Here is a 19,918-nt window from a genome sequence, read left to right as displayed (position 1 = left end):
ATATCTTCATCGAACGGCTCTGGCGCAGCCTCAAATACGAATGCGTCTACCTGCACGCCTGGGAGACAGGATCGCAGGCGCGCGCGGGGCTGCGGACCTGGTTCGACTTCTACAATCACCGGCGGCCTCACGCCGCCCTCCACGGACGGCCGCCGGACATGGTCTACCGCACCGGCACGACGATCATGCAAACCGACCAGGAGACCCGGAGAGTAGCTTAGAAACCGCCAGTTCCTGTCCAAGAAATGGGGAGCACCTCACATCAAGAGTCGCTCGATCATGCCGTTTCTCGGCTGGAATGGCTTCGGCGCTCCGGCCAACACTATCCTTGCCACCTACACCTTGACCGGCTGCCTTGCCTGCCGAACGCGTGAAACGCTCCCTAGGACAGCCACGTAGAATACCGGCACCAGGAAGATGCCGATGACGGCTGCGGCTGCCATGCCGCCCAGAACGCCGATGCCGATGGATTGCTGCGCGGCGGCGCCGGCGCCGGAGGCGAGAGCCAGGGGCAGCACACCGAACATGAAGGCCAGCGTCGTCATCAGGATCGGACGCAGGCGCATCCGGCAGGCGGCAATTGCTGCGTCGACCAGGGCCTTGCCCTCGCGGCGCTGCTCTTCGGCAAATTCCACGATCAGGATCGCGTTTCGCGCGGCCAGACCGATCGTCGTCAGAAGTCCGACCTTGAAATACACGTCGTTGAGCTGGCCGAAGAACAGCGCCGCGCCGATCGCCCCGAAGATGCCGACCGGGACCGTCATCATCACGGCCAGCGGCAGGGCCCAGCTTTCATAAAGCGCGGCCAGCGCCAGGAAGACGACGAGCGCGGACAGTGCGTAAAGGAGCGGCGCCTGATTGCCCGACAGCCGTTCCTGGTACGACAACCCGGTCCATTCGACGCCGAAGCCGCCGTCCAGATCCGAGACGAAGTCCTCCATCAGCAGCATTGCGTCGCCAGAGGACACGCCCTCGGACGCGGTACCGGTAAGCTCGATTCCCCGTGTGGCGGCGAAGCGGTTGATGGATTGAGGCTGCTCGTCCCAGACGAGCGAGGTGAAGGCGTCGAGCGAGACCATTTCGCCGGACTCGTTGCGGGCATACCAGCGTCCGATATCCTCGGGTTGCGAACGAGCCTCGGCCTGTCCTTGCACGATGACAGGGCGCAGGTCATCGGCCATCGGGAAATCGCCGACCTCGCGCCCGCTGAAGATCACCGACAGCATTGAATTGACGGAGCTCACGGACAGGCCGAGGGCGGCCGCTTTCTGCTGGTCGATGTCGATACGCAAGGACGATTGAACGGGGGTGTCGTTGCCGCGCAGGTTGGTCACGCGCCCGTCCTGCTGCGCCGCGGCCACGACCGCGTCCGCAGCCTCGGCCGTGCGCTCGGCTCCCTGGCCGCCGCGGTCGACAAGATACATCGAAAAGCCCGATGTCGCCCCCATACCCTGGATCGCCGGCGGTTGCAGTGCGTAGACGGTGCCCGCGCGGTTGTTGAGGTAGAAGTGCTGGTTCACCCGTGCGGCAAGGTCGGCGGCACTGATGCCCTCGCGCTCTTCGTAGTCGGCGAGCTTGACGAACAGCATGGCTGACGACTGCCCCGAGCCGCTGAAGCTGAAGCCCATCACGCCAAAGACCGACTCGACCGCTCCGCCCTGCGCGTTCAGCATGTAGTCCTCGACCTCCGCGACGCGGGCTTCGGTCTTGGGGGTCGTCGATCCGTCAGGGGTCGAGACCATGACGAGCAGGACGCCCTGATCCTCCTGCGGAATGAACGAACTGGGCAGCCGGTCGTAGAAGAAAAGCGCGCCCGCGGTGATGCCGGCCAGTACGACCAGCATCGCGAGGGGCCGCCGGATCAGGACCCCGACCGACCGGCCATAGCCGGACGTCGTGCGTTCGAGGGAGGCGTTGAACCAGCGCGCTGGCGCAAAGCGCGAGCGGTGGCTGCTTTGCTTGAGCAGGGTGGCACACATGGCCGGCGTCAGGACCACCGCGACGCCCAGCGACAGGACCATGGCGGTGATGATCGTGATCGAGAACTGCCGGTAGATCGCCCCCGTGGAGCCGGTCATGAAGGCCATTGGCAGGAACACCGCCGACAGAACCAGGACGATGCCGATCAGAGCTGAGGTGATCTCCTTCATGCTCTTTTCGGTGGCCGCGATCGGATCCAGCCCTTCCCCGTCCATGATCCGCTCCACGTTCTCGACGACCACGATGGCGTCGTCGACCAAGAGGCCGATGGCGAGCACCAGCGCGAACATGGTCAGCGTGTTGATCGTGTAGCCGAAGAGCAGCAGCACGCCGAAGGTCCCGAGCAGCACCACGGGGACCGCAACAACGGGGATCAGCGTCGCCCGCCAGCTTTGCAGGAAGACGAAGATCACCAGGAAGACGAGGACCACCGCCTCCAGCAGCGTGTGATAGACTTGGTTGATGGAGTCTTCGATGAAGGGCGAGGTGTCGTAGGGATAGACGACCTCGACCCCGTCGGGCAGCGCGGCGGCCAAGGTGGTCAGCGTTTCGCGGACCCGATCTGCGGTGGCGACGGCATTCGCGCCCGGCGCCAGCGACACCGAGAAGCCCGCCGCAGGTTGCCCGTTGTAGCGCCCGCCCGTGCCGTAGGATTCCTGTCCGATGGAGATGTCGGCGACGTCTCCGAGGAAGACAGTCGATCCGTCCCGGTTGGTCTTGAGCAGGATGCGTTCGAATTCCTCGGCGGTGCTCAGTTGCGACTGCGCCGACAGGGCAACCGTGATCTGCTGGCCCTTGGCGATGGGCTCGCTGCCGAGTTCACCGACGGTGACGTTGGAGTTCTGATCGGCGATCGCGGCGGTCACATCCGCGGGCGTGACGCCGTACTGGTTCATCCGCAGCGGGTCCATCCAGATCCGCATAGCATAGCCTGCCCCGAACAGCCGGGCCGAACCGACGCCGTCGAGGCGCTGCACCGGCCCCACGATCCTGCCCGTCACGAGATCGCCCAGTTCCAGCGATGTACTGTTACCCTCGGGATTGACCAAGGCCGCGACCAGAAGTGTCGAGCTGGTCGAACGCCGGACTGACACGCCGTCCTGCTGCACGATCGACGGCAGCTGCGCCGTGACGCGTTGCATCGCGTTCTGCACCTGCACCTGCGCGATGTCCGGATCGACGCCGTCCTCGAAGGTCAGGACGACGCTGCCGCTTCCCGCAGAGGAGGACGAGGTCATGTAGATCACCCCCTCGATCCCGGTCAGCGCATCCTCGATGACCGAGGTGACCGAGTTGGCGACGACCTCCGCATTGGCCCCGCCGTAACTGGCGCTGACATTGATCGTCGTGGGGGCGATCTGCGGATACTGCTCGATCGGCAGGCGCCACAGGCTGATCGCGCCCATGAGCATCACGAGAACGGCGATGACCCATGCGAAGACGGGGCGGTGGATGAAGAACTGTGCCATGATGCGCCGTTATTCCGCTTCGGCGTCGCCGGGCGTATCGGCGCCCTTGAGATCGCGAACAATGCCGTCCTCGTCCAGCATCACCGGAATGGTCTGGACCTCGACGCCGGGCGCAAGGTTCGCCAGCCCGTCGACGGCCAGTAGTTCTCCGGCCGCGACGCCGTCGGTGACGATCCATCCGTGCTCGTGCGTGCCGATCTCCTGCAGGCTGCGTTGCTCGGCCATACCGTCCGCGACGACCCAGGCCGTCAGCTCTCCGGTCGGCGCGCGTTCGGTGGCGGATTGCGGCACGATGATCGCCCTCGTCGATCCCAGCATGACTTCCGAACGGACGAACATGCCCGGAAGCAGCACGTGGCGGGGATTCTCGAAGCGGAAGCGTGTGGCGCGGGAGCCGGTCGTCTCGGAGACGCTCTGGCTCGTGGCGACCATCTGGCCCTCTGCGTCGAAGGTGCGGCCCGTCTCAAGCGTCAGCGTCGCCGTGATCGACTCCGCGATCTCCACCCGCTCGCTCGAAATGTCCTCGATCAGCGAAAGGACCCGCGCCGAGGGCGCCCAGATCTCGACATCGATCGGGTCCAGTTGCGTGACGGTCGCGAGCGCATCCGCCTGGTTGGCCGAGACCAGATCGCCCACCGATACGGTCGCGAAACCGGCAACGCCGGTGATCGGGCTGGTGATCGTCGTGCGTTCCAGCTCCGTCCGCGCAAGGTCGCGGGTCACGGTTGCCGATTGCAACGTCGCCCGCGCCTGTTCCAGCGAACTGCGGGCGGTATCGACCTGCGCCTGCGACGTTCCCGTCCCGAGCAATTGCTCCGAACGCTGCAGCGCCGCCTCGGCCTCCTGCACCGATGCCCGGGCCGCGGCGAGGTCGGCCTCGGCCGCGCGAAGGTCGGCCTCGTATGTCGAGGGATCGATCCGGAAAAGCACGTCGCCCGCCTCGACCGGTTGGCCCGCGCTGTAGACGATCTCGGTAACGGTGCCCTCGACACGCGGGCGGATTTCGACCTCGGCCGACGCAATCGCGCGTCCGGGTTCGACGATGGTGCGGGGAACAGTCCGGGTCTCGAGTTCGAAAACCCCGACCGACTGCGGTGGCATCTGGGCATTCGCGGAGGTCGCAAGGAAAACGACGGCGAGAAGGGCGGCGTGACGAAGAGCCATATCTGTTCCTTGTTCCGTTCGGCAACAGTCGCGCGCCGTCGCCACGCACTTACATGAAATTGCACTCTGTGCAATAATCTGATCGAAACGTGATGGAAGGTCGAGATGCCCCCCGCAAAGGAACACGCTGCGTCGGGAAAGCGGCTGAGAACGGCTCGCGCCATCCAGCAAGCCACCCTGCAACTTGCGACAGAACACGGATACCATGCAGTAACGACCGACATGATCGCCGAGCGAGCGGGGATCAGTCGACGCACGTTCTTCAATCATTACCAGAACAAGCAAGATGCCATCGTCGGACCCAAGGTCGACCGGTTCGGTCAGGCCTACGACTGGTTCGTGACATCTGACGGAGGGCTTCTGTCGGACCTGCAAATCCTGGTCCGCCAAGTCGTTGCCGAGGCCTCGCCCGACCCCTCCGTCATCCGGAACATCGGCAAGGTTCTAGGTGACTCGCCCGATCTCCAGCCGGTGTTCAGTGCGACGATCGCGAATCTTACCCGTGAACTGGAGCCCCTCCTGTCGCGGCGCTTGGGGACCGAACGGGAACCGGTGGCGCACCTGATCGCTCACCTCGTGTCGCAAGCTATCGCGCATTCTTTCCGGGACTGGACTGTCGATAACGAGACCGCCCTCGAGCAGGTCGTGGAGAAAGCCAACAGCAATATCCGCTTCGTGGTGCAGACGCTCGGCCCTGGGTAGGTGGAGCCTGAACGCCGATCGCTCTTTCCCCCGATGGTCGGAGCCGCGCGCCGGTCGGCCGTCATTCATGCTCGCCGCAGGATCGGTCGAGGTGGGCTCTGTCCCGACCTTCGCCGGGGCTTCCCTGAGCGCCGGCAGCGCGGGACGAACCAGCCGTGCGCTGCGTTGGTACGAAGGTCCGTTTCAGAACGAACAAGGGCTACCGCCATTGGGCCGATAGCTTGGCGAACAGCGCATTGGCCGCCCGCGCCTTGAAGCGCCTGGGTCAACTCTGCGTGAGAGGATCGGACATCGGCCAACCGATGGACAGCGCTTCTATCATGCGAATTGTGCCGGTTCCGCTCGCACGGGAGGCGTGAAGCTCACGGACACCGTTCGCTTCGGCGCACGGCGTCGAAGACCGGCGCAGTTGCAGCGTTTCCACGCATCGTGCAGCGTTCGAGCCGCCATCCAAGAAATGGCACCCACATTGTCCACGGAGACCTTTATGACTTTGCCCGCCCATCTCAACCGTCGCTTCTTTCTGCAAACGAGCGCCGCAGGCTTCGCGACCGCCGCGGCGACCGGCCTGCCGGCCAGTGCGGCCAATTTGCAGCCGGTGACGTTCCAACTGTCGTGGCTGCATTCGGTGCAGTTCGGCGGCAGCTACATCGCCCAGAGGAAAGGATATTGGGAGGAAGCCGGCCTCGACGTTTCGCTGTCGCAGGGCGGACCCAACGCGCCGGTGGAGCCTCCCGTGGTCTCCGGCACCGCGCTTGCCGGTATCTCGGCGGCCGACTACACTGCGGCCGCCGTGGCGCAGGGCGCGCCCTTCAAGATCATTCTCGTCGCGATGCAGAAGAACCCGTTCGCCATCGCGTCGCTTTCCGAAAACCCGGTCAACGTCCCCGGCGATCTGGTGGGCAAGCGCATCGGCATGGCCGTCGCCAACACGCCGGTCCTGCAGGCGCTCTGTACGCTCAACGACATCGACATCGACGCTATCGAGATCGTGCCGACCCAGTACGATCCCGCGCCGCTTGTCAGCGGGCAGGTCGATTGCCTGCTCTGCTGGGAGACCGACTTGCCCGTTGCCATGGCGGTCAACGGCGTGGACGCGACCACGATGCTCATGGCCGACCACGGCTATGCGCTGCACTCGCAGACCTATATCGCCACCGAGGACGCGATCGCCAACCGCCGTTCCGAGCTCGTGTCGCTGCTCCGCGGCGAGGTCCAAGGGTGGAACGACTACTTCGCCGACACCGACGCCGCCGCTGCGCTGACTCTTGAGATGTTCCCGGATGCGGGCCTGAACCTCGAGGCACAGCAGCTCCAGGCCGAGCGTCAGGTGCCGCTCATGACCTCCGAGCTGACCGAGGCGAACGGCTTCGGCTGGTGGACCGACGAAACCGTCGCCGCCAATATCGAGACGCTGGCGCTTCTTGGCCGCGACGTGAGTCCCGACCTGTGGGACCGCTCGCTTCTCGAAGAGGTGCATGGCTAGGCCGGTGGCGCTCGACACGGGTGGTGCCGCGATCCGCTGCGAGGCCGTGACCAAGAGCTTCGGCAAGGTTGCGGCCGTCGCGTCCATCACCGTCACCCTTGCAGCTGGCCGGACCACGGCGCTGGTCGGGCCGTCGGGCTGCGGCAAGTCCACGATCCTGCGGATGATTGCCGGGCTCGAGGCGCCCGATAGCGGCACGATCCTGCTGGGCAGCGACCCGCCGAAGGCAGTGGCACGCCGCGGGGGGCTTGCCATGGCGTTCCAGGACCCCTCGCTGTTGCCCTGGCGCGATGTCCGCGCGAATGTTGCGCTCGGCGCGGAACTCGCCCGCAAGCCCGCCGACGCCGTCGACACCCTGATCGAGCTCGTCGGCCTCGGCGGCTTCGCGGGGCATCGGCCGGCAGAGCTTTCGGGCGGCATGCGCCAGCGCGCGGCCATCGCCCGCAGTCTCGTCTCGGCGCCCGAGATCCTTTTGCTCGACGAGCCGTTCGGCGCCGTCGACGCCATGACCCGCAGCCGGCTCAACGCCGAACTTCCGCCGCTCTGGCGCGACCGCGGCACGACCGCCGTCCTCGTCACTCACTCGGTAGAGGAGGCCGTGGTCCTGTCGGACCGCGTCCTCGTCCTTTCGGACCGACCCGCGCGCATCGTCGCCGACATCGCCATCGACCTTGCCCCCGATCAAAGGGGCCACGACACGCAGGCGGTGCGCGCCCTCGCGCAAGACGTCTTCTCCACGCTGGAGCTCAAGGACTGATGGTCGCGTCGCGCTCCGTCCTTTGGCTCGCCGTCGCGCTGATCGCGTGGGAGGCGCTCGACCGCGCCCTGCACGACAGCGTCCTCGTCGCCGGCCCGATCGCGATCCTCGGGCATCTGATGGACAATGCCGGCCTGCTCGCGCGCGCCACGGCCGAGACGGCGCGGAACGCGGTGCTGGGCTTTCTCTGGGGAAACCTGGCCGCCGCCGCGCTCGCCGCGCTCGTGGTCGTCGTACCGCGCCTCGAACGTGTGGTGTCGGCTCTGGCGCTTCTGCTCTTCTCGCTGCCACTGATCGCCACCGGCCCGATCCTGCGCGTGCTCTTTGGGCCCGGAAACGGACCGCAGGTCACGCTGGCTGCGCTCGCGGTCTACTACACGACCTTCCTTGCGCTTCTCGTGGGCCTGCGCGCCGTCTCCCAAAGCTGGACGGATCTCATGGCGATCTACGGGCGCGGGCGCTGGTCGACGCTCCTCCGTATCCGCGCGCGTGCGAGCCTGCCCTATCTGGTGATCGGGCTGCAGATCGCCGCGCCCGCGGCGTTCCTCGGCGCGATGATCGGCGAGTTCACCGGCGCCGAACGCGGCCTCGGCGTCCTGACGCTGCGCGCCATGCGCGGACTCGAGACAGAGGCCACCTGGGCGCTCGCCGTCCTGTCCGCCGGTACCGCCATGGCGGCCTATGGCGCGATCGGCTGGCTTGGCGGGCGCGCGCTCGGCTATGTGCCCGTCATCCTACTTTCGGCTTCCCGGCCGCGTGCATCGCGGAGCTTCGCGGCCCGGCTAATAGAGGCGGCCGGCATCGCGCTCCTCGTGGTGGCGCTCTGGCAGGTCGCGATGGACGCGTTCGACCTCAACCGCTTCTTCGCCAAGCGCCCAGGCGACGTGCTGACGTTTCTCGCCACGCCCGCAAATCGTCAGACGCTCCTCGCCGCTCTGGGCGAGACCATCGCCTTCACGATTCCGGGCTACGTGGCGGGCCTTGTGATGGGCGCCGGGCTCGCGGCGCTCCTCGTGCTGTCGCCGCCGCTCGAACGCGCCACGATGCCGATCGCCGTCGCGCTGCGCGCGGTGCCGATCATCGCGACCGCACCGCTTCTTGTGCTCGCGTTTGGGCGCGGCTTCACAGGCACGATGGTCATCGTAGCGGTCATGATCTTCTTTCCCACCCTCGTCGCCTGCCTGCAGGGTCTGCGCCAGGCGCCGGGACAGATCGTCGATCTCTTCGGCCTCTACAGCGCGAGCCGCTGGCACCTGCTGCGCTCCGTTCGCATCCCGGCGATGCTGCCGGCCTTCTTCGCCTCGGCGCGCATGGCGGTGCCCGCCGCGCTCCTCGCCGTCACCACCGCGGAATGGCTCGCCACCGGCCGGGGGATCGGCGTGCTGATGGCGATGACGGCCAGCACGTCGGATTACAACATGCTCTGGTCCTGCGTCGCCGCACTCGGGCTGGTGGCCGCGGCCTTCTTTGCCGCCGTCGCACTGGTCGAACGCGCCGTCCTCGCCCGCTATGCGCCGGAGCAACTGGCATGAGTCGCGCCGTCTTTGCCATTCCGGGCGACATGCACCGACGGACCGGCGGCTTCATCTACGAGGCCAGATTGCTTCGTACGCTGAACCAGATCGGAGTCCCGACCGCGCATCTCGAACTGCCCGCCGGGTTTCCCGATCCGACCGATGCCGAGATGGAGGCGACCTTCGCCGCCCTGGCCGCCGTTCCCGCCGACACGCCCGTCATCCTCGACGGCTTCGTCTCCGGCACGATCGACCCGCGGGGCCTTGCCCGCATCTCCGCGCCCCTCATCGCCATGGTCCACCATCCGCTGGGGCTTGAGGCCGGGCTTCCGCCCGAACGCGCCGCGTTCCTCAAGCGCAACGAGGCCGCGGCGCTACGCCATTTCGCCCATATCCTGGTGCCGAGCGCCGAGACGGCGCGTCTGCTGGCCGACGAATTCGGAGCCGATCCCGCGCGTATCACCGTGGCGCCACCGGGGTTCGACCGCCCCGTGCTCGACCCCCGGCCCGCCGAGCCGCCCCTTATCCTCTCCGTCGGGCTACTCGCGCCGCGAAAGGGCCACGACGTCCTGATCGAGGCCCTCTCCCGGCTCACGGACATCCCCTGGCAAGCGGAGATTGTTGGCAAGGCCCACGAGCGCAGCACCGCCGAAGACCTCCGGCATCAGGTCGCCGCGCGTGACCTCGTCGGCCGCGTGCGTTTTTCCGGAGAACTCGACGACAACGCTCTCGCCGCCAGGTTCAATGCCGCCACGATTTTCGCACTGGCCACCCGCTACGAAGGCTATGGCATGGTCCTGTCCGAGGCGATGCTCTACGGCCTGCCGATCGTCAGCTGCGACACCGGCGCGGTTCCCGGCACGGTGGGCGACGCCGCTCATCTGGTCCCGCGGGACGATCCCGATGCCTTCGCCGACGCGCTCCGGACGCTTCTCGAGGTCCCGTCAGAGGCCGAGCGCCTCGCCGCGCGGGCGCGCTCCAGGGCGGCCATGCTGCCATCGTGGACAGACACCGCGCGCATCGCAGCCAGGGCGATCTCATCGCTTGGGCCGGGCTTGCCCTGACGCCTTCCGATCGCGGCCGTTCATTCACGGCGCAGCATCGGCAAGGGTGGAGGGCGCTTGCGACCTTCGCCGCGGACGTTTCGAAGGGCGGCTTCATGGATCATTGAGACGTGCGTCTACGTTGGTCGGAAGGCTTCAAGTCGGAAATCGCCAGCAAGAGGAAATCTGATGACCCGCGAGACAAAGCTGATCCTGTGCCCGATCAATCTTCGCCATGCAGAGTACGACTATGGCGAGTACGAAGAGGCAGTAGCCATGGCGCAGCGTCGGAACGCCAAGCTCATCCTCATGACCGTTGCCCCGGAGTTCGAGCGCAACCTGAATATCCAGGATACGGAAGGCTACTGGAGGGACGTGCTCCAGAAGTTCCTGAAATCGCACCCGGCCGGCGATATCGATCTGGAGGTCCTCGTTCGGAAAGGCTCCACTCATCGTGAGATCGTCAAGGTTGCCAAGGAACGGAAGGTTGACGTCATTGTAATAGGATCGGCCAATCCAAGGGTAAAAGACTATCTTCTCGGCACGACGGCCAGTCATGTCGCGTCATACTCGCCATGCTCGGTCTATGTCGTGCGCAATTGAAATGGCTTCCTCGAAACGGCACGTCGAAAGACAGGCACCGGATTGCGAACGCATCCGGTGCGGTGCCTCCCGGACACGAACAACCCGCGGAACTCCTTGCGTCAGCGGTAATAGGTGAATTGGTTCGGCATGGCACCCGAACCGGTGGCGTGCTTATGCCTCGCCCCCGACCGACCGCACGGCCTCAGCCACAGATCGGCCCTGCGATACCAGCACGTCGACCTGCCGAAGCTTCGCGACGATCTCCTCCGGCTTGTGCCTATTCTATCCCATTCCTTCATCCTCCATCTGGCTTTATGGCCTACTTCAGGGATGAGCAGTTTTCAGGGGGCAGACCATACGGCGAGAAGCGAAAAGAGCGGCTCCGCGATCAAAACGGTCCTAGCATTGGCGAACATGTTGCGCTGCAATGCCAACAGTCACGGCAATAAGCCCGCCAGCCAATAGGAGCCCGATGATGAAAGGACCGCGACTATCTGCCGGCGTCGCCTTGGCAATTGCCATGGCATCAGGATGTCAGGGGAGTGCCGCCGAATACATCGCGGGCGTTCGGGACATCTCGGTCGCATCAGACGAGAGGGGGGCCGATCTGGCGGTGACGATCTGGTATCCTGCGTCTGCGGGCGGCGAGAGTGTAACCTTGGGCGACAGCATCTTCTTCGAAGGCACGCCGGCCAGACAGGGCGCGCCGATCAGCGACGGGGAGTTCCCTCTTGTCCTGCTCTCCCATGGAGCGGGTTTGGCCGGCCACGCCGGTGCGATGAGCTGGATCGCGACGCCACTGGCGGAAAACGGCTTCATCGTGGTCGTCCCCACGCATCCCGGCAATACCGGACGAGACCGCTCGGCTGCCGAGACAATGAAGCTCTGGCTGCGGCCGCCGGATCTCTCGGCAGCGCTCGATGCGATCGAGGCTGATCGGACTTTCCGCCGTCATATTGCCAGCAGTCAGATCGGGGTTCTCGGCCTGTCGATGGGGGGCAATACCGCGCTGTCCATGGCCGGCGCCAGGCTCGATCCCGAGCTCTTGGCGCGCTATTGCGACACGGATGAGCTCAACGCGTCCCTCTGCGATTGGGTGCGCCTGAGCGGGGTCGATCTTCACGCAATGGACAAGACGGCCGCCGGTCGGGACAACTCGGATCCACGCGTCCGGTTCGTCATGGCGATCGACCCGGCGCCCGCCGACATCTTTGCACCCGAGACATTCTCCGAAGTATCAATCCCGGTTCATATCGTGAACCTCGGCAGAGCATCTGAGGTTCCGAAAACCATTCAGGCATCGGGGGTCGCGGATGCCATTCCCCGCTCGACCTACCAAGTGATCGAAGATGCCAGCCACGCCTCGATGTTCCCGGAATGCAAGCCGGGCGCGGCAAAAATGGCTGTTGAGGCGGGTATCGAGGACCCGCTCTGTACCGATGGCGGCGGGGCCTCCCGGACTGAAATCCATACTCAACTTATCGACATGACTGTCGCCGCTTTCCGCAGCGCACTTGGTCCCGGCGACTGATTTCGGTCGATCTCTGGACAAAACCTGACCGCCAAGACCAGCGCAAACGCCGTGGAGTGGCTCGGAGCGGACGTCCGAAAGCGTCGCATGGTATCATGCCGCGCCGACACCGGGTCGGCTGATGAGCTGGCGACTGGCGGGGCCAGATCGTCGCACTTCTCACCGACCCGCTCGTTGAGACGGCCGTTCCGGTGATCGCCCGGACCGGGAAACATCTTCCTTTGTTCGCTCTGTCGGGCACGAACCGATTTCACTTCCGCTCACGGATCGGGCACAAGGCGAAAATATCGCACAAGATTTGAACCCGTGGCGTTCCGGCCGGAGGACAACGCATGCGCGCCTGGCATCATCTCTATCCCGCACTTCCGCCATTTCAGGGCGCCGAGCAGCTGCGCGCCGGCATCGGGGCCCTGATCGGGATCAGCCTCTGCGCCGTGGTGGTCAATCTGGGCTCTGCCCTTGGCGGTCCGTCGCTTTTCCTCGTCGCGCCCCTCGGCGCGACGGCGGTGCTGGTGTTCTGCGTCCCGAACTCTCCACTGGCGCAGCCGTGGTCGGCGGTCGTGGGGAACATGGTCTCGGCGCTTGTCGCGCTGGTGGCCGTGACCCTCGTGCCGTCGCCGTGGACCGTCGGCGTGGCGGTCGGTGGCGCGATCGCCGCGATGATGCTGGTCAGGGCGCTGCATCCGCCCGGAGGTGCGGTGGCCCTTTTGACCGCGCTCGACCCCGATCCGGCGATGGAGGCCGGGACGCTTTTCGCGCTGATGCCCGTCGGGGTGACCACGGTGACGCTGGTTATCGCCGCGATCGCCTACAATCGCGCCACCGGCCGGGTCTATCCCTTCCGTCAGCCCAGGGACGAGCCTGCCGAGGACGCCGCCCCGCGGCTGGGCCTGTCGAACGATCAGCTGGGCAATCTTCTGGAGCGCTTCAACCAGTCCACCAATATGGGCGTCGCGGATCTCGGTCGGCTGCTGGCGGCGGCCGAGGCCGAGGCGGCGCAGCATCGCTTCGACGGCACGACCTGCGCGGACATCATGACCACCGGCCTGATCACCGCGCAGCCCGACACCACGCTGGCCGAGGCGGCGCGGCTGTTCCGCAACCACGCGATCAAGAGCCTGCCCGTCGTCGATGGCGACATGACATTGCGCGGCATCGTGCTTCAGGCCGATCTACTCACCCCGATGGCGCCGCGGGGCGGTGTCGGCGCACGGACGAAAGCGCGTGGGCAGACCGTTTCGGACGTCATGCGCACCTCCGATCGCGCGGTGCAGCACGACCTCGCGGTGGGCGCGCTTCTCAACCGCCTGGCGGTGCAGGGAAGCGAGGTGATCCCCGTCGAGAGGGGCGGGCGGCTCGTGGGCATTCTGACGCGGTCCGACATCATCCGGTTGTTGCTGAGCGGCGCGGAGGAGCGCCCGGCGGCATAGCGGAGGCCGGAGCGCCGCGCCGTCAGGCCTCTTCGCCGAACAGGCGCTGGATGCCCTGCGCGAGGTGGCGTTCGGTGGCGACATGGACGCGCCGCAGGTCGCCCGAGCGCAGCGCGGCGATGATGTCCTCGTGCTCGTCCACGACCCGTTGCGACACCTCGTTCATGGGCACGCCCCGAAGCTTGCGCCCGAATTCCAGCCCCAGGGCGATCTGGCTGCGCAGCGTCTCGAGCGCGACCTCGTAATAGGAGTTCTTCGAGGCGCGGGCGATCGCGAGATGAAAGTTGAAATCGGCATCGAACACGCTCGTGCCCTCGTAGGCCGCGAGGGCGGCGTTGGCGCGCGCGATGTCGTCGATCGCCGCGCTGTCGCCGATCCTGGCGGCGTCCTCGGCGGCGGCCATCTCGACGATCTGACGGAACCGCATGCAGTTCTTCATGTCGTGGACCGTCCGGATCGACAGCGCCCGAAACTCGACCGAGGGGGTGCCGACGACCACGCGGGGCTGCACGAAGTTGCCAGAGCCGCGGCGCGACACGATGCGGCCTTCCTCGCGAAGCAGCGCGATCGCCTTGCGCAGGACGGGACGAGAGACGCCGACCTGCCGGGCAAGCTCGGTCTCGGGGGGCAACTTGCCGCCCGACGCCCATTCGGGCGCGTCGAGCATGCCCGACAGGATCGAATGAGCATGGGATGTCAGGTCTTGAAGCATGGTCCCGGCCGCGCAGTTAACTTTAGTAATACATACTGCGCCAGGTCGGGCCTTATTGGCAAGGTGTCGGACACCACGGCGCGAACATGAGATAACTAATATTGACTGCAATGACCGATTCTGCTGTGTTGCATTCAGCAGTTGGGGAGGGATGCATGCGCGTCATCGGGCTCGAGACCATTCAGATCGAGGAATTCAGCAATCTGGTCTGGGTCCGTCTGCACACCGACGAGGGTCTCGTCGGTCTGGGCGAGACGTTTCGCAACCCCGAGGCTGTGGTGGCCTACGTGCACGAGACCTGCGCACCGACCGTGATCGGGCAGGATCCGATGCAGCGGACGGCGCTGTCCCACGCGCTCCGGCACGAGGTCGGCAACAGGTTCCAGGGCTTTCCCACGCGGTCGATCGAGATCCGCGGCAATTCCGCTATCGACATCGCGCTGTGGGATCTTTGGGGGCAGGCGCTGGGGCAGTCGATCACGACGCTGCTCGGCGGCGCCGTCCATGAGCGTCTGCGGCTCTACAACACCTGCGCCAACTCGAACTACAACAACCAGGTCCGCACGGGCTACGACAGCCAGATCTTCTCCCGCGATCAGGCGGCGCCGGCCGACATCTCGCGCAACGAGGACCTGCTGATGCAGGTCTACGACCCGGCCCGGCTGGCGCGCGAGTTGCTGGACGAGGGCATCACGGCCATGAAGGTCTGGCCGTTCGACGTGCATGCCCGCGAAAGCCGCGGCCAGACGATCAGCGCGCGCCAGATGAAGGACGCCCTGTGGGTGCTGGAGGAGATCCGGCGCGAGGCGGGCGACCGGATGGACATCCTGATCGAGTATCACGGGCTCTGGCACTTGCCGGCGGCGCTGGAGATCGCCCGCGCGACAGAGGAGTACGGCATCTTCTGGCAGGAGGATCCGATCAAGCTCGACAATCCCGACGACCTGCAGCGCTACGCCGAGGTGTCCCGCACGCGGCTGGCGGGGTCCGAGAACCTCGGCACGCTGCCCTGGTACCGCGACATGTTCGGGCGCGGCGCCATCGACGTCGCCAATTTCGACATGGCCTGGACCGGCGGACTGACCGAGGGGCAACGCATCGCCCACCTGGCGCTGGCCCATGACCGCACGATCGCGCCGCATGACTGCACGGGGCCGGTGACGTTGCTTGCCAACCTGCAGCTGATGGCGGCGATGCCGAATGCCCTGATGGCCGAGACGGTGCGTTCGCACCTCGACGGCTTCTACCGCGACGTGATGACCGACGTGCCGAAGGTGGCCGACGGGTACATCCATCCGACGACCGGGCCGGGGCTTGGCGCCGGCCTGAACCAGACCGTCCTGTCGCGCCCGGACCTGACCCGGCGCGCGAGCGGTCGAACCTGCGACTGAGCGGGTCCCGATATTCCGATGCATACTAGGAGGAGAGAACGCATCATGTTCAAGACAACAACGGCCATCGCCGCGGTTGCGCTCGGCCTCGCGGCCGGACCGCTCGCCGCGCAGGAGGACTTTCCGAACGACACGGTCACCATCATCGTGCCCTACGGCGCCGGCGGTGGCACCGACAACTTCGTGCGCGCGCTCGAGGGACCGCTGGAGGAGGCGTTCGGCACCGACGTCGCCGTCCGGAACATCGCGGGTGGCGGTGGCGCCGTGGGCCTGACCCAGACCCTCACGAACGAGCCCGACGGCTACACCGTCACCATCCCGAACAACGCGTTCTACACGCTGGTCGGCATGGGCAACGTCAACTTCGAGCTGGACGATTTCGACTACATCGCCCGGCTCGTGACCGAGCCATACGTGCTGACCTTGGGCGAGTCCGAGAACTGGAGCGATCTCGAGTCCTTCGTCGACTACGCCGAAGAAGAACCGGTGACGCTTGGCTTCGCCGGCGTCGGATCGTCGTCGCACATCATGACGCTCGCCATCGCCGACGCGCTCGGCGTGCAGGTGCAATTCGTGCCCTATGGCGGTGGCTCCGAGGCGACGGCCGCGGCGCTCGGCGGACATATCGACGGCGTCGTGCTGTCGCCGTCCGACGTGGTCTCGGCCATCGAAGGCGAGGGCGGGCTGACGCCGGTTGCCTCGACCGGCGAGTCCTCGCTGCTGCCCGACGTGCCGCTGTTCAGTGATGGGGGCGTGGACGTGACCGCAGACCAATGGCGCGGCATCGCGGCGCCGGCGGGTGTCGATCAGGCGGTCATCGACGCCTGGGAAGCCGCGCTGAAGGAAGCCGTTCAGGACGAATCCTTCCAGCAGGCGGTCGACAATCTCGGCGTCGAGCTCGCGCCGCTCTACGGCGATGAGCTGCAGCAATTCGTGCAGGACGGGTCGGACCTGTTCCTGCCGCTGACGGAATCCGTCGCCCAGCAGTGATCCTCCCCGGTCCTCGCCGCATCGCCGGCGGGGACCACCCGACCAGACGAGTGGAGCTCCGATGAAAGTCCTATCCGGACGGGTCGTGTTCGACCTCGTATTGCTAGCGGGGGCCGTCTGGGGCCTTGTACAGGCCCGGTCGCTGCCGGCCGCGTTCGGACCGGGTCAGATCGGGCCCGGCGATTTCCCCGCGGCCGTGATGATCATCGCCATCGTCGCGCTGCTCGCCGTGCTGTGGCAGGATCTGCGCGCGTCACGCGAAGAACCGCGCGCCGAGGAGGGCAGCACAGAGCGTGTCGGCCTGGCCGAGACGTTCGGCGTTCTGGCGACGGGCGTGCTGCTGGCGGGCTATATCGCGCTGCTGGAGCCGTTGGGGTTCCTGGCGTCGACGGTGGCGTTCCTGTTCCTGGCCGTTCTGTCCTGCACCTGGTTTCTCGACCGGCCGGACAGCGGGGCCGCTTGGGGCAGGCTGCTGCTTTCGGCCGCCGTTCTCGCCGTGGCGGGGACGGGTCTGTCCTACGTCGTCTTCACCTATGGCTTCGGCCTGATCTTTCCCTGATCGCAACGGAGACACCATGTCCGTTCTCATCGATGCGTTCGGCCTGATCGCCGACATCAAGGTGCTCGTCGCGATCCTGGGCGGCACCTTCCTCGGCCTCGTGATGGGGTCGCTGCCCGGCCTCACCGCGGCGATGGCCATCGCGCTGCTGATCCCGCTGACATTCGGCATGGGGCCGATCATGGGGATCGGCATGCTGCTGGGGGCGTTCTGCGGCGCCATCGCGGGCGGCGCGATCCCCGCGATCCTGCTGAATATCCCCGGCACGCCCTCTTCGGTCTGCACCACTCTCGACGGGTTTCCGATGGCGCGAAAGGGCGAGGCCGGCAAGGCGCTCGGCGTGTCGATCTCCGCCTCCTTCATCGGCGGCGTGATCGGCGCGGTCCTGCTGATCCTGCTGGCGCCGCCCATCGCCGCCTTCGCGCTGAAGTTCGGGCCCGCCGAGTTCTTTGCGCTCGGGGTCTTCGGGCTCGTCATCATCGCGTCGGTGTCGTCGGGATCCATGCTTCGGGGACTCGTCGCCGGGCTGCTCGGACTGGCGCTCGCCACGGTCGGAGCGGATCCGATCACCGGCGCGATGCGCTTCACCGGCGGACAGCCCGCGCTGATCAGCGGGATCGACCTGTTGCCGGCGCTGATCGGTCTGTTCGCCGTGTCCCAGGTTCTGAAGGACGTGGTGGACCGGACCGGCGCGGACTCCGCCGACAAGGCGCCCCAGAACTTCACCAGCGCCCGTCCGCCCTGGGGGCTGCTGGCGCGGGCCTGGCGCGTGATCGCCTCGTCCACGGTGATCGGCGTGATCGTCGGAGCCATTCCGGGGGCAGGGGGCTCGATCTCGTCCTTCATGTCCTACGATCAGGCCCGGCGCATGTCCAAGACGCCCGAGAAGTTCGGCACCGGCCACCCCGAGGGGCTGATCGCGTCGGAAAGCTCGAACAACGCCACCGCCGGCGGCGCGCTGATCCCGATGCTGACGCTCGGCGTCCCCGGCGAGGTCGCGACCGCCGTTCTGATGGGTGGCCTGACGATCCAGGGGGTGCGGCCCGGTCCGGCGCTCTTCGATCAGCAGGCCGAGATCGTCTACGGGATCTTCCTGGCCTTCATCCTGGCGAACCTCGCGATGCTGCTGATGCAACTCCTCGGGATTCGCCTCTTCGTCCGGATCCTGCGCGTGCCGCCGCGGATGCTGATGCCGCTGATCCTGATGTTCTGCGTGATCGGGGTCTACGGCGTGAATGGCTCGATCTTCGAGCTGTGGCTGATGTTCGCCTTCGGTCTCCTGGGCTTCTTCCTCAACCGTTACGGTTTCGGGACGGCGCCTGTGATCCTGGGCCTCATCCTCGGCAGTCTCACCGAATCCAACCTGCGGCGCGGCATGGTCGTGTTCGACGGCGACTGGACCCAGTTCCTGCTTCGCCCCATCAGCGCCACCCTGCTCGGGCTCGCCGTCCTGTTCCTGGGCTTCGTCCTCCTCCAGCAACGCCGCGACCGCCGTCGCGACAAGGAAAACACCGCATGACCGACAATCCGTTCAAGGCCGGACTGGCCGCACGCAGACGCCTGCCGGGATTCTGGCTGTCGCTCTGTTCGCCGACCGTGACCGAGATCGCCGCCCATAGCGGCGCGGACTGGGTGCTTCTGGACATGGAGCATGCGCCCAACGACCTGTCGATGATGCCCGATCAGCTTCGCGCCGCGCGCGGGGGCGGTGCGGAGCCGGTCGTGCGGCCGCCATTCTCGGAACAGGTGGTGACAAAGAGGTTGCTGGACATCGGGGTGCGTTCGCTGATGTTCCCGATGATCCAGAACGCCGACATGGCGGCCGAGGCGGTGTCGTGGACCCGCTATCCGCCCCATGGCGTGCGGGGCCATTCGGGAACGATCCGCGCCAACAATTACGGGCGGCAGACGGATTACCTGCAGACCTATGCGCGCGATCTCTGCGTGATCGTGCAGGTCGAGACGCCCGAGGCCATCGCCAACATCCCCGCCATCGCCGCGGTCGAGGGCGTGGACGCGATCTTCATCGGGCCGGGGGACCTCGCCTCGTCGATGGGGCAGGTGGGCAACGTTGCCGACCCAGACGTGCAGGCCGAGATCCGGCGCGCGACAGATGCCGTCCACGCGGCCGGAAAGGCGGTGGGCATCCTGGGCTACGGGGAGGACGCGACACGGCGCTATCATGCGGCCGGGATCGAGTTCGTGGCGATCGCCGGCGACGCCTGGCTGCTGGTCCGGTCGATGGGACAGATGCTGCGCACCGCGCGCGAGGACGATCAGAACCCGACCGGCGACGGTCCGGCGAAAGGAGACAAGGCATGACCGACCACCGCAAGACATCATCGGACCTGCGGAGTTCGCGGTGGTTTGGTCCGGACGATCTTCGGAGTTTCGGGCACCGGTCGCGGATGATGCAGCTTGGGTATTCCGAGGATGACTTCATGGGTAAGCCTCTGATCGGCGTGCTCAACACGTGGTCCGAGATCAATTCCTGCCACAGCCATTTCCGCGAGCGGGCGGGGGACGTGAAGCGGGGCGTGGCGCAGGCGGGCGGCTTCGCGGTCGAGATGCCGGCGCTGAGCGTGGACGAGAGCTTCACCAAGCC

The 19,918-nt window shown here is 66.5% G+C and carries 18 protein-coding genes; 15 read left to right on the top strand and 3 right to left on the bottom strand.

From position 1 onward, the window contains the following. On the top strand, window positions 1-221 hold a 221-nt coding region (locus BMZ25_RS19990; RefSeq protein ID WP_235859955.1), incomplete at its 5' end, for an integrase core domain-containing protein. A gap of 114 nt (window positions 222-335) precedes the next feature. Here BMZ25_RS19990 and BMZ25_RS19985 read toward each other — a convergent pair. Further along, a complete protein-coding gene (locus BMZ25_RS19985) occupies window positions 336-3,449 on the bottom strand; it encodes a multidrug efflux RND transporter permease subunit (protein WP_092696408.1) in 3,114 nt (1,037 codons plus the stop codon). Between the two features lie 9 nt (window positions 3,450-3,458). Next, window positions 3,459-4,613, bottom strand: a complete 1,155-nt coding sequence (locus BMZ25_RS19980; RefSeq protein ID WP_235859954.1) for an efflux RND transporter periplasmic adaptor subunit — start codon at window positions 4,611-4,613, stop codon at window positions 3,459-3,461. Between the two features lie 105 nt (window positions 4,614-4,718). On the opposite strand from BMZ25_RS19980, the gene BMZ25_RS19975 reads away from it, so the two are divergent. The 8 genes from BMZ25_RS19975 to BMZ25_RS19940 all read left to right on the top strand — a co-directional run bounded on the left by BMZ25_RS19975 (window position 4,719) and on the right by BMZ25_RS19940 (window position 13,661). Then, complete coding sequence (locus BMZ25_RS19975) at window positions 4,719-5,315, top strand: TetR/AcrR family transcriptional regulator (protein ID WP_092696407.1); 597 nt, start codon at window positions 4,719-4,721, stop codon at window positions 5,313-5,315. Window positions 5,316-5,802: 487 nt separating this feature from the next. Continuing rightward, complete coding sequence (locus BMZ25_RS19970) at window positions 5,803-6,801, top strand: ABC transporter substrate-binding protein (RefSeq protein WP_092696406.1); 999 nt, start codon at window positions 5,803-5,805, stop codon at window positions 6,799-6,801. Further along, complete coding sequence (locus BMZ25_RS19965) at window positions 6,794-7,558, top strand: ABC transporter ATP-binding protein (protein ID WP_092696405.1); 765 nt, start codon at window positions 6,794-6,796, stop codon at window positions 7,556-7,558. Before BMZ25_RS19970 ends, BMZ25_RS19965 begins: the two co-directional genes overlap by 8 nt. Further along, window positions 7,558-9,090 carry an ABC transporter permease gene (locus tag BMZ25_RS19960; RefSeq protein WP_092696404.1) on the top strand — a complete coding sequence of 511 codons (1,533 nt, stop codon included), beginning with the start codon at window positions 7,558-7,560 and terminating at the stop codon, window positions 9,088-9,090. Before BMZ25_RS19965 ends, BMZ25_RS19960 begins: the two co-directional genes overlap by 1 nt. Then, window positions 9,087-10,136, top strand: coding sequence for a glycosyltransferase family 4 protein (locus BMZ25_RS19955; RefSeq protein WP_092696403.1), 1,050 nt, complete (start codon window positions 9,087-9,089; stop codon window positions 10,134-10,136). The genes BMZ25_RS19960 and BMZ25_RS19955 overlap by 4 nt, the downstream gene beginning before the upstream one ends. 168 nt (window positions 10,137-10,304) lie before the next feature. Continuing rightward, complete coding sequence (locus tag BMZ25_RS19950) at window positions 10,305-10,718, top strand: universal stress protein (protein WP_092696402.1); 414 nt, start codon at window positions 10,305-10,307, stop codon at window positions 10,716-10,718. Between the two features lie 454 nt (window positions 10,719-11,172). Further along, complete coding sequence (locus tag BMZ25_RS19945) at window positions 11,173-12,231, top strand: alpha/beta hydrolase family protein (RefSeq protein WP_235859953.1); 1,059 nt, start codon at window positions 11,173-11,175, stop codon at window positions 12,229-12,231. A gap of 332 nt (window positions 12,232-12,563) precedes the next feature. After that, window positions 12,564-13,661 carry an HPP family protein gene (locus BMZ25_RS19940; protein ID WP_092696401.1) on the top strand — a complete coding sequence of 366 codons (1,098 nt, stop codon included), beginning with the start codon at window positions 12,564-12,566 and terminating at the stop codon, window positions 13,659-13,661. A 22-nt stretch (window positions 13,662-13,683) separates the two neighbouring features. Here BMZ25_RS19940 and BMZ25_RS19935 read toward each other — a convergent pair whose 3' ends face one another. Then, window positions 13,684-14,373 carry a FadR/GntR family transcriptional regulator gene (locus tag BMZ25_RS19935; protein WP_092696400.1) on the bottom strand — a complete coding sequence of 230 codons (690 nt, stop codon included), beginning with the start codon at window positions 14,371-14,373 and terminating at the stop codon, window positions 13,684-13,686. A gap of 155 nt (window positions 14,374-14,528) precedes the next feature. Here BMZ25_RS19935 and BMZ25_RS19930 point away from each other — a divergent pair, with 155 nt between their 5' ends. The 6 genes from BMZ25_RS19930 to BMZ25_RS19905 all read left to right on the top strand — a co-directional run. Continuing rightward, a complete protein-coding gene (locus BMZ25_RS19930; RefSeq protein WP_177190551.1) occupies window positions 14,529-15,764 on the top strand; it encodes a mandelate racemase/muconate lactonizing enzyme family protein in 1,236 nt (411 codons plus the stop codon). Between the two features lie 45 nt (window positions 15,765-15,809). After that, window positions 15,810-16,754, top strand: a complete 945-nt coding sequence (locus BMZ25_RS19925; RefSeq protein WP_177190550.1) for a tripartite tricarboxylate transporter substrate binding protein — start codon at window positions 15,810-15,812, stop codon at window positions 16,752-16,754. A 61-nt stretch (window positions 16,755-16,815) separates the two neighbouring features. Further along, window positions 16,816-17,313, top strand: coding sequence for a tripartite tricarboxylate transporter TctB family protein (locus BMZ25_RS19920; protein ID WP_092696397.1), 498 nt, complete (start codon window positions 16,816-16,818; stop codon window positions 17,311-17,313). 16 nt (window positions 17,314-17,329) lie between these two features. Further along, window positions 17,330-18,832: a tripartite tricarboxylate transporter permease gene (locus tag BMZ25_RS19915; protein WP_092696396.1), complete on the top strand. Its 1,503-nt coding sequence runs from the start codon at window positions 17,330-17,332 to the stop codon at window positions 18,830-18,832. Next, a complete protein-coding gene (locus BMZ25_RS19910) occupies window positions 18,829-19,635 on the top strand; it encodes an HpcH/HpaI aldolase family protein (protein WP_092696395.1) in 807 nt (268 codons plus the stop codon). Before BMZ25_RS19915 ends, BMZ25_RS19910 begins: the two co-directional genes overlap by 4 nt. Beyond that, window positions 19,632-19,918, top strand: a 287-nt coding sequence (locus tag BMZ25_RS19905) for a dihydroxy-acid dehydratase domain-containing protein (RefSeq protein ID WP_177190549.1), incomplete at its 3' end; no start/stop codon positions are given. The genes BMZ25_RS19910 and BMZ25_RS19905, both read left to right, overlap by 4 nt.

It is taken from the genome of Tranquillimonas rosea (genome assembly GCF_900111315.1).
GTDB classification, from domain to species: domain Bacteria; phylum Pseudomonadota; class Alphaproteobacteria; order Rhodobacterales; family Rhodobacteraceae; genus Tranquillimonas; species Tranquillimonas rosea.
Note: the sequence above shows the minus strand (reverse complement) of the source record. Positions and strands in the feature narration are given on the sequence as shown.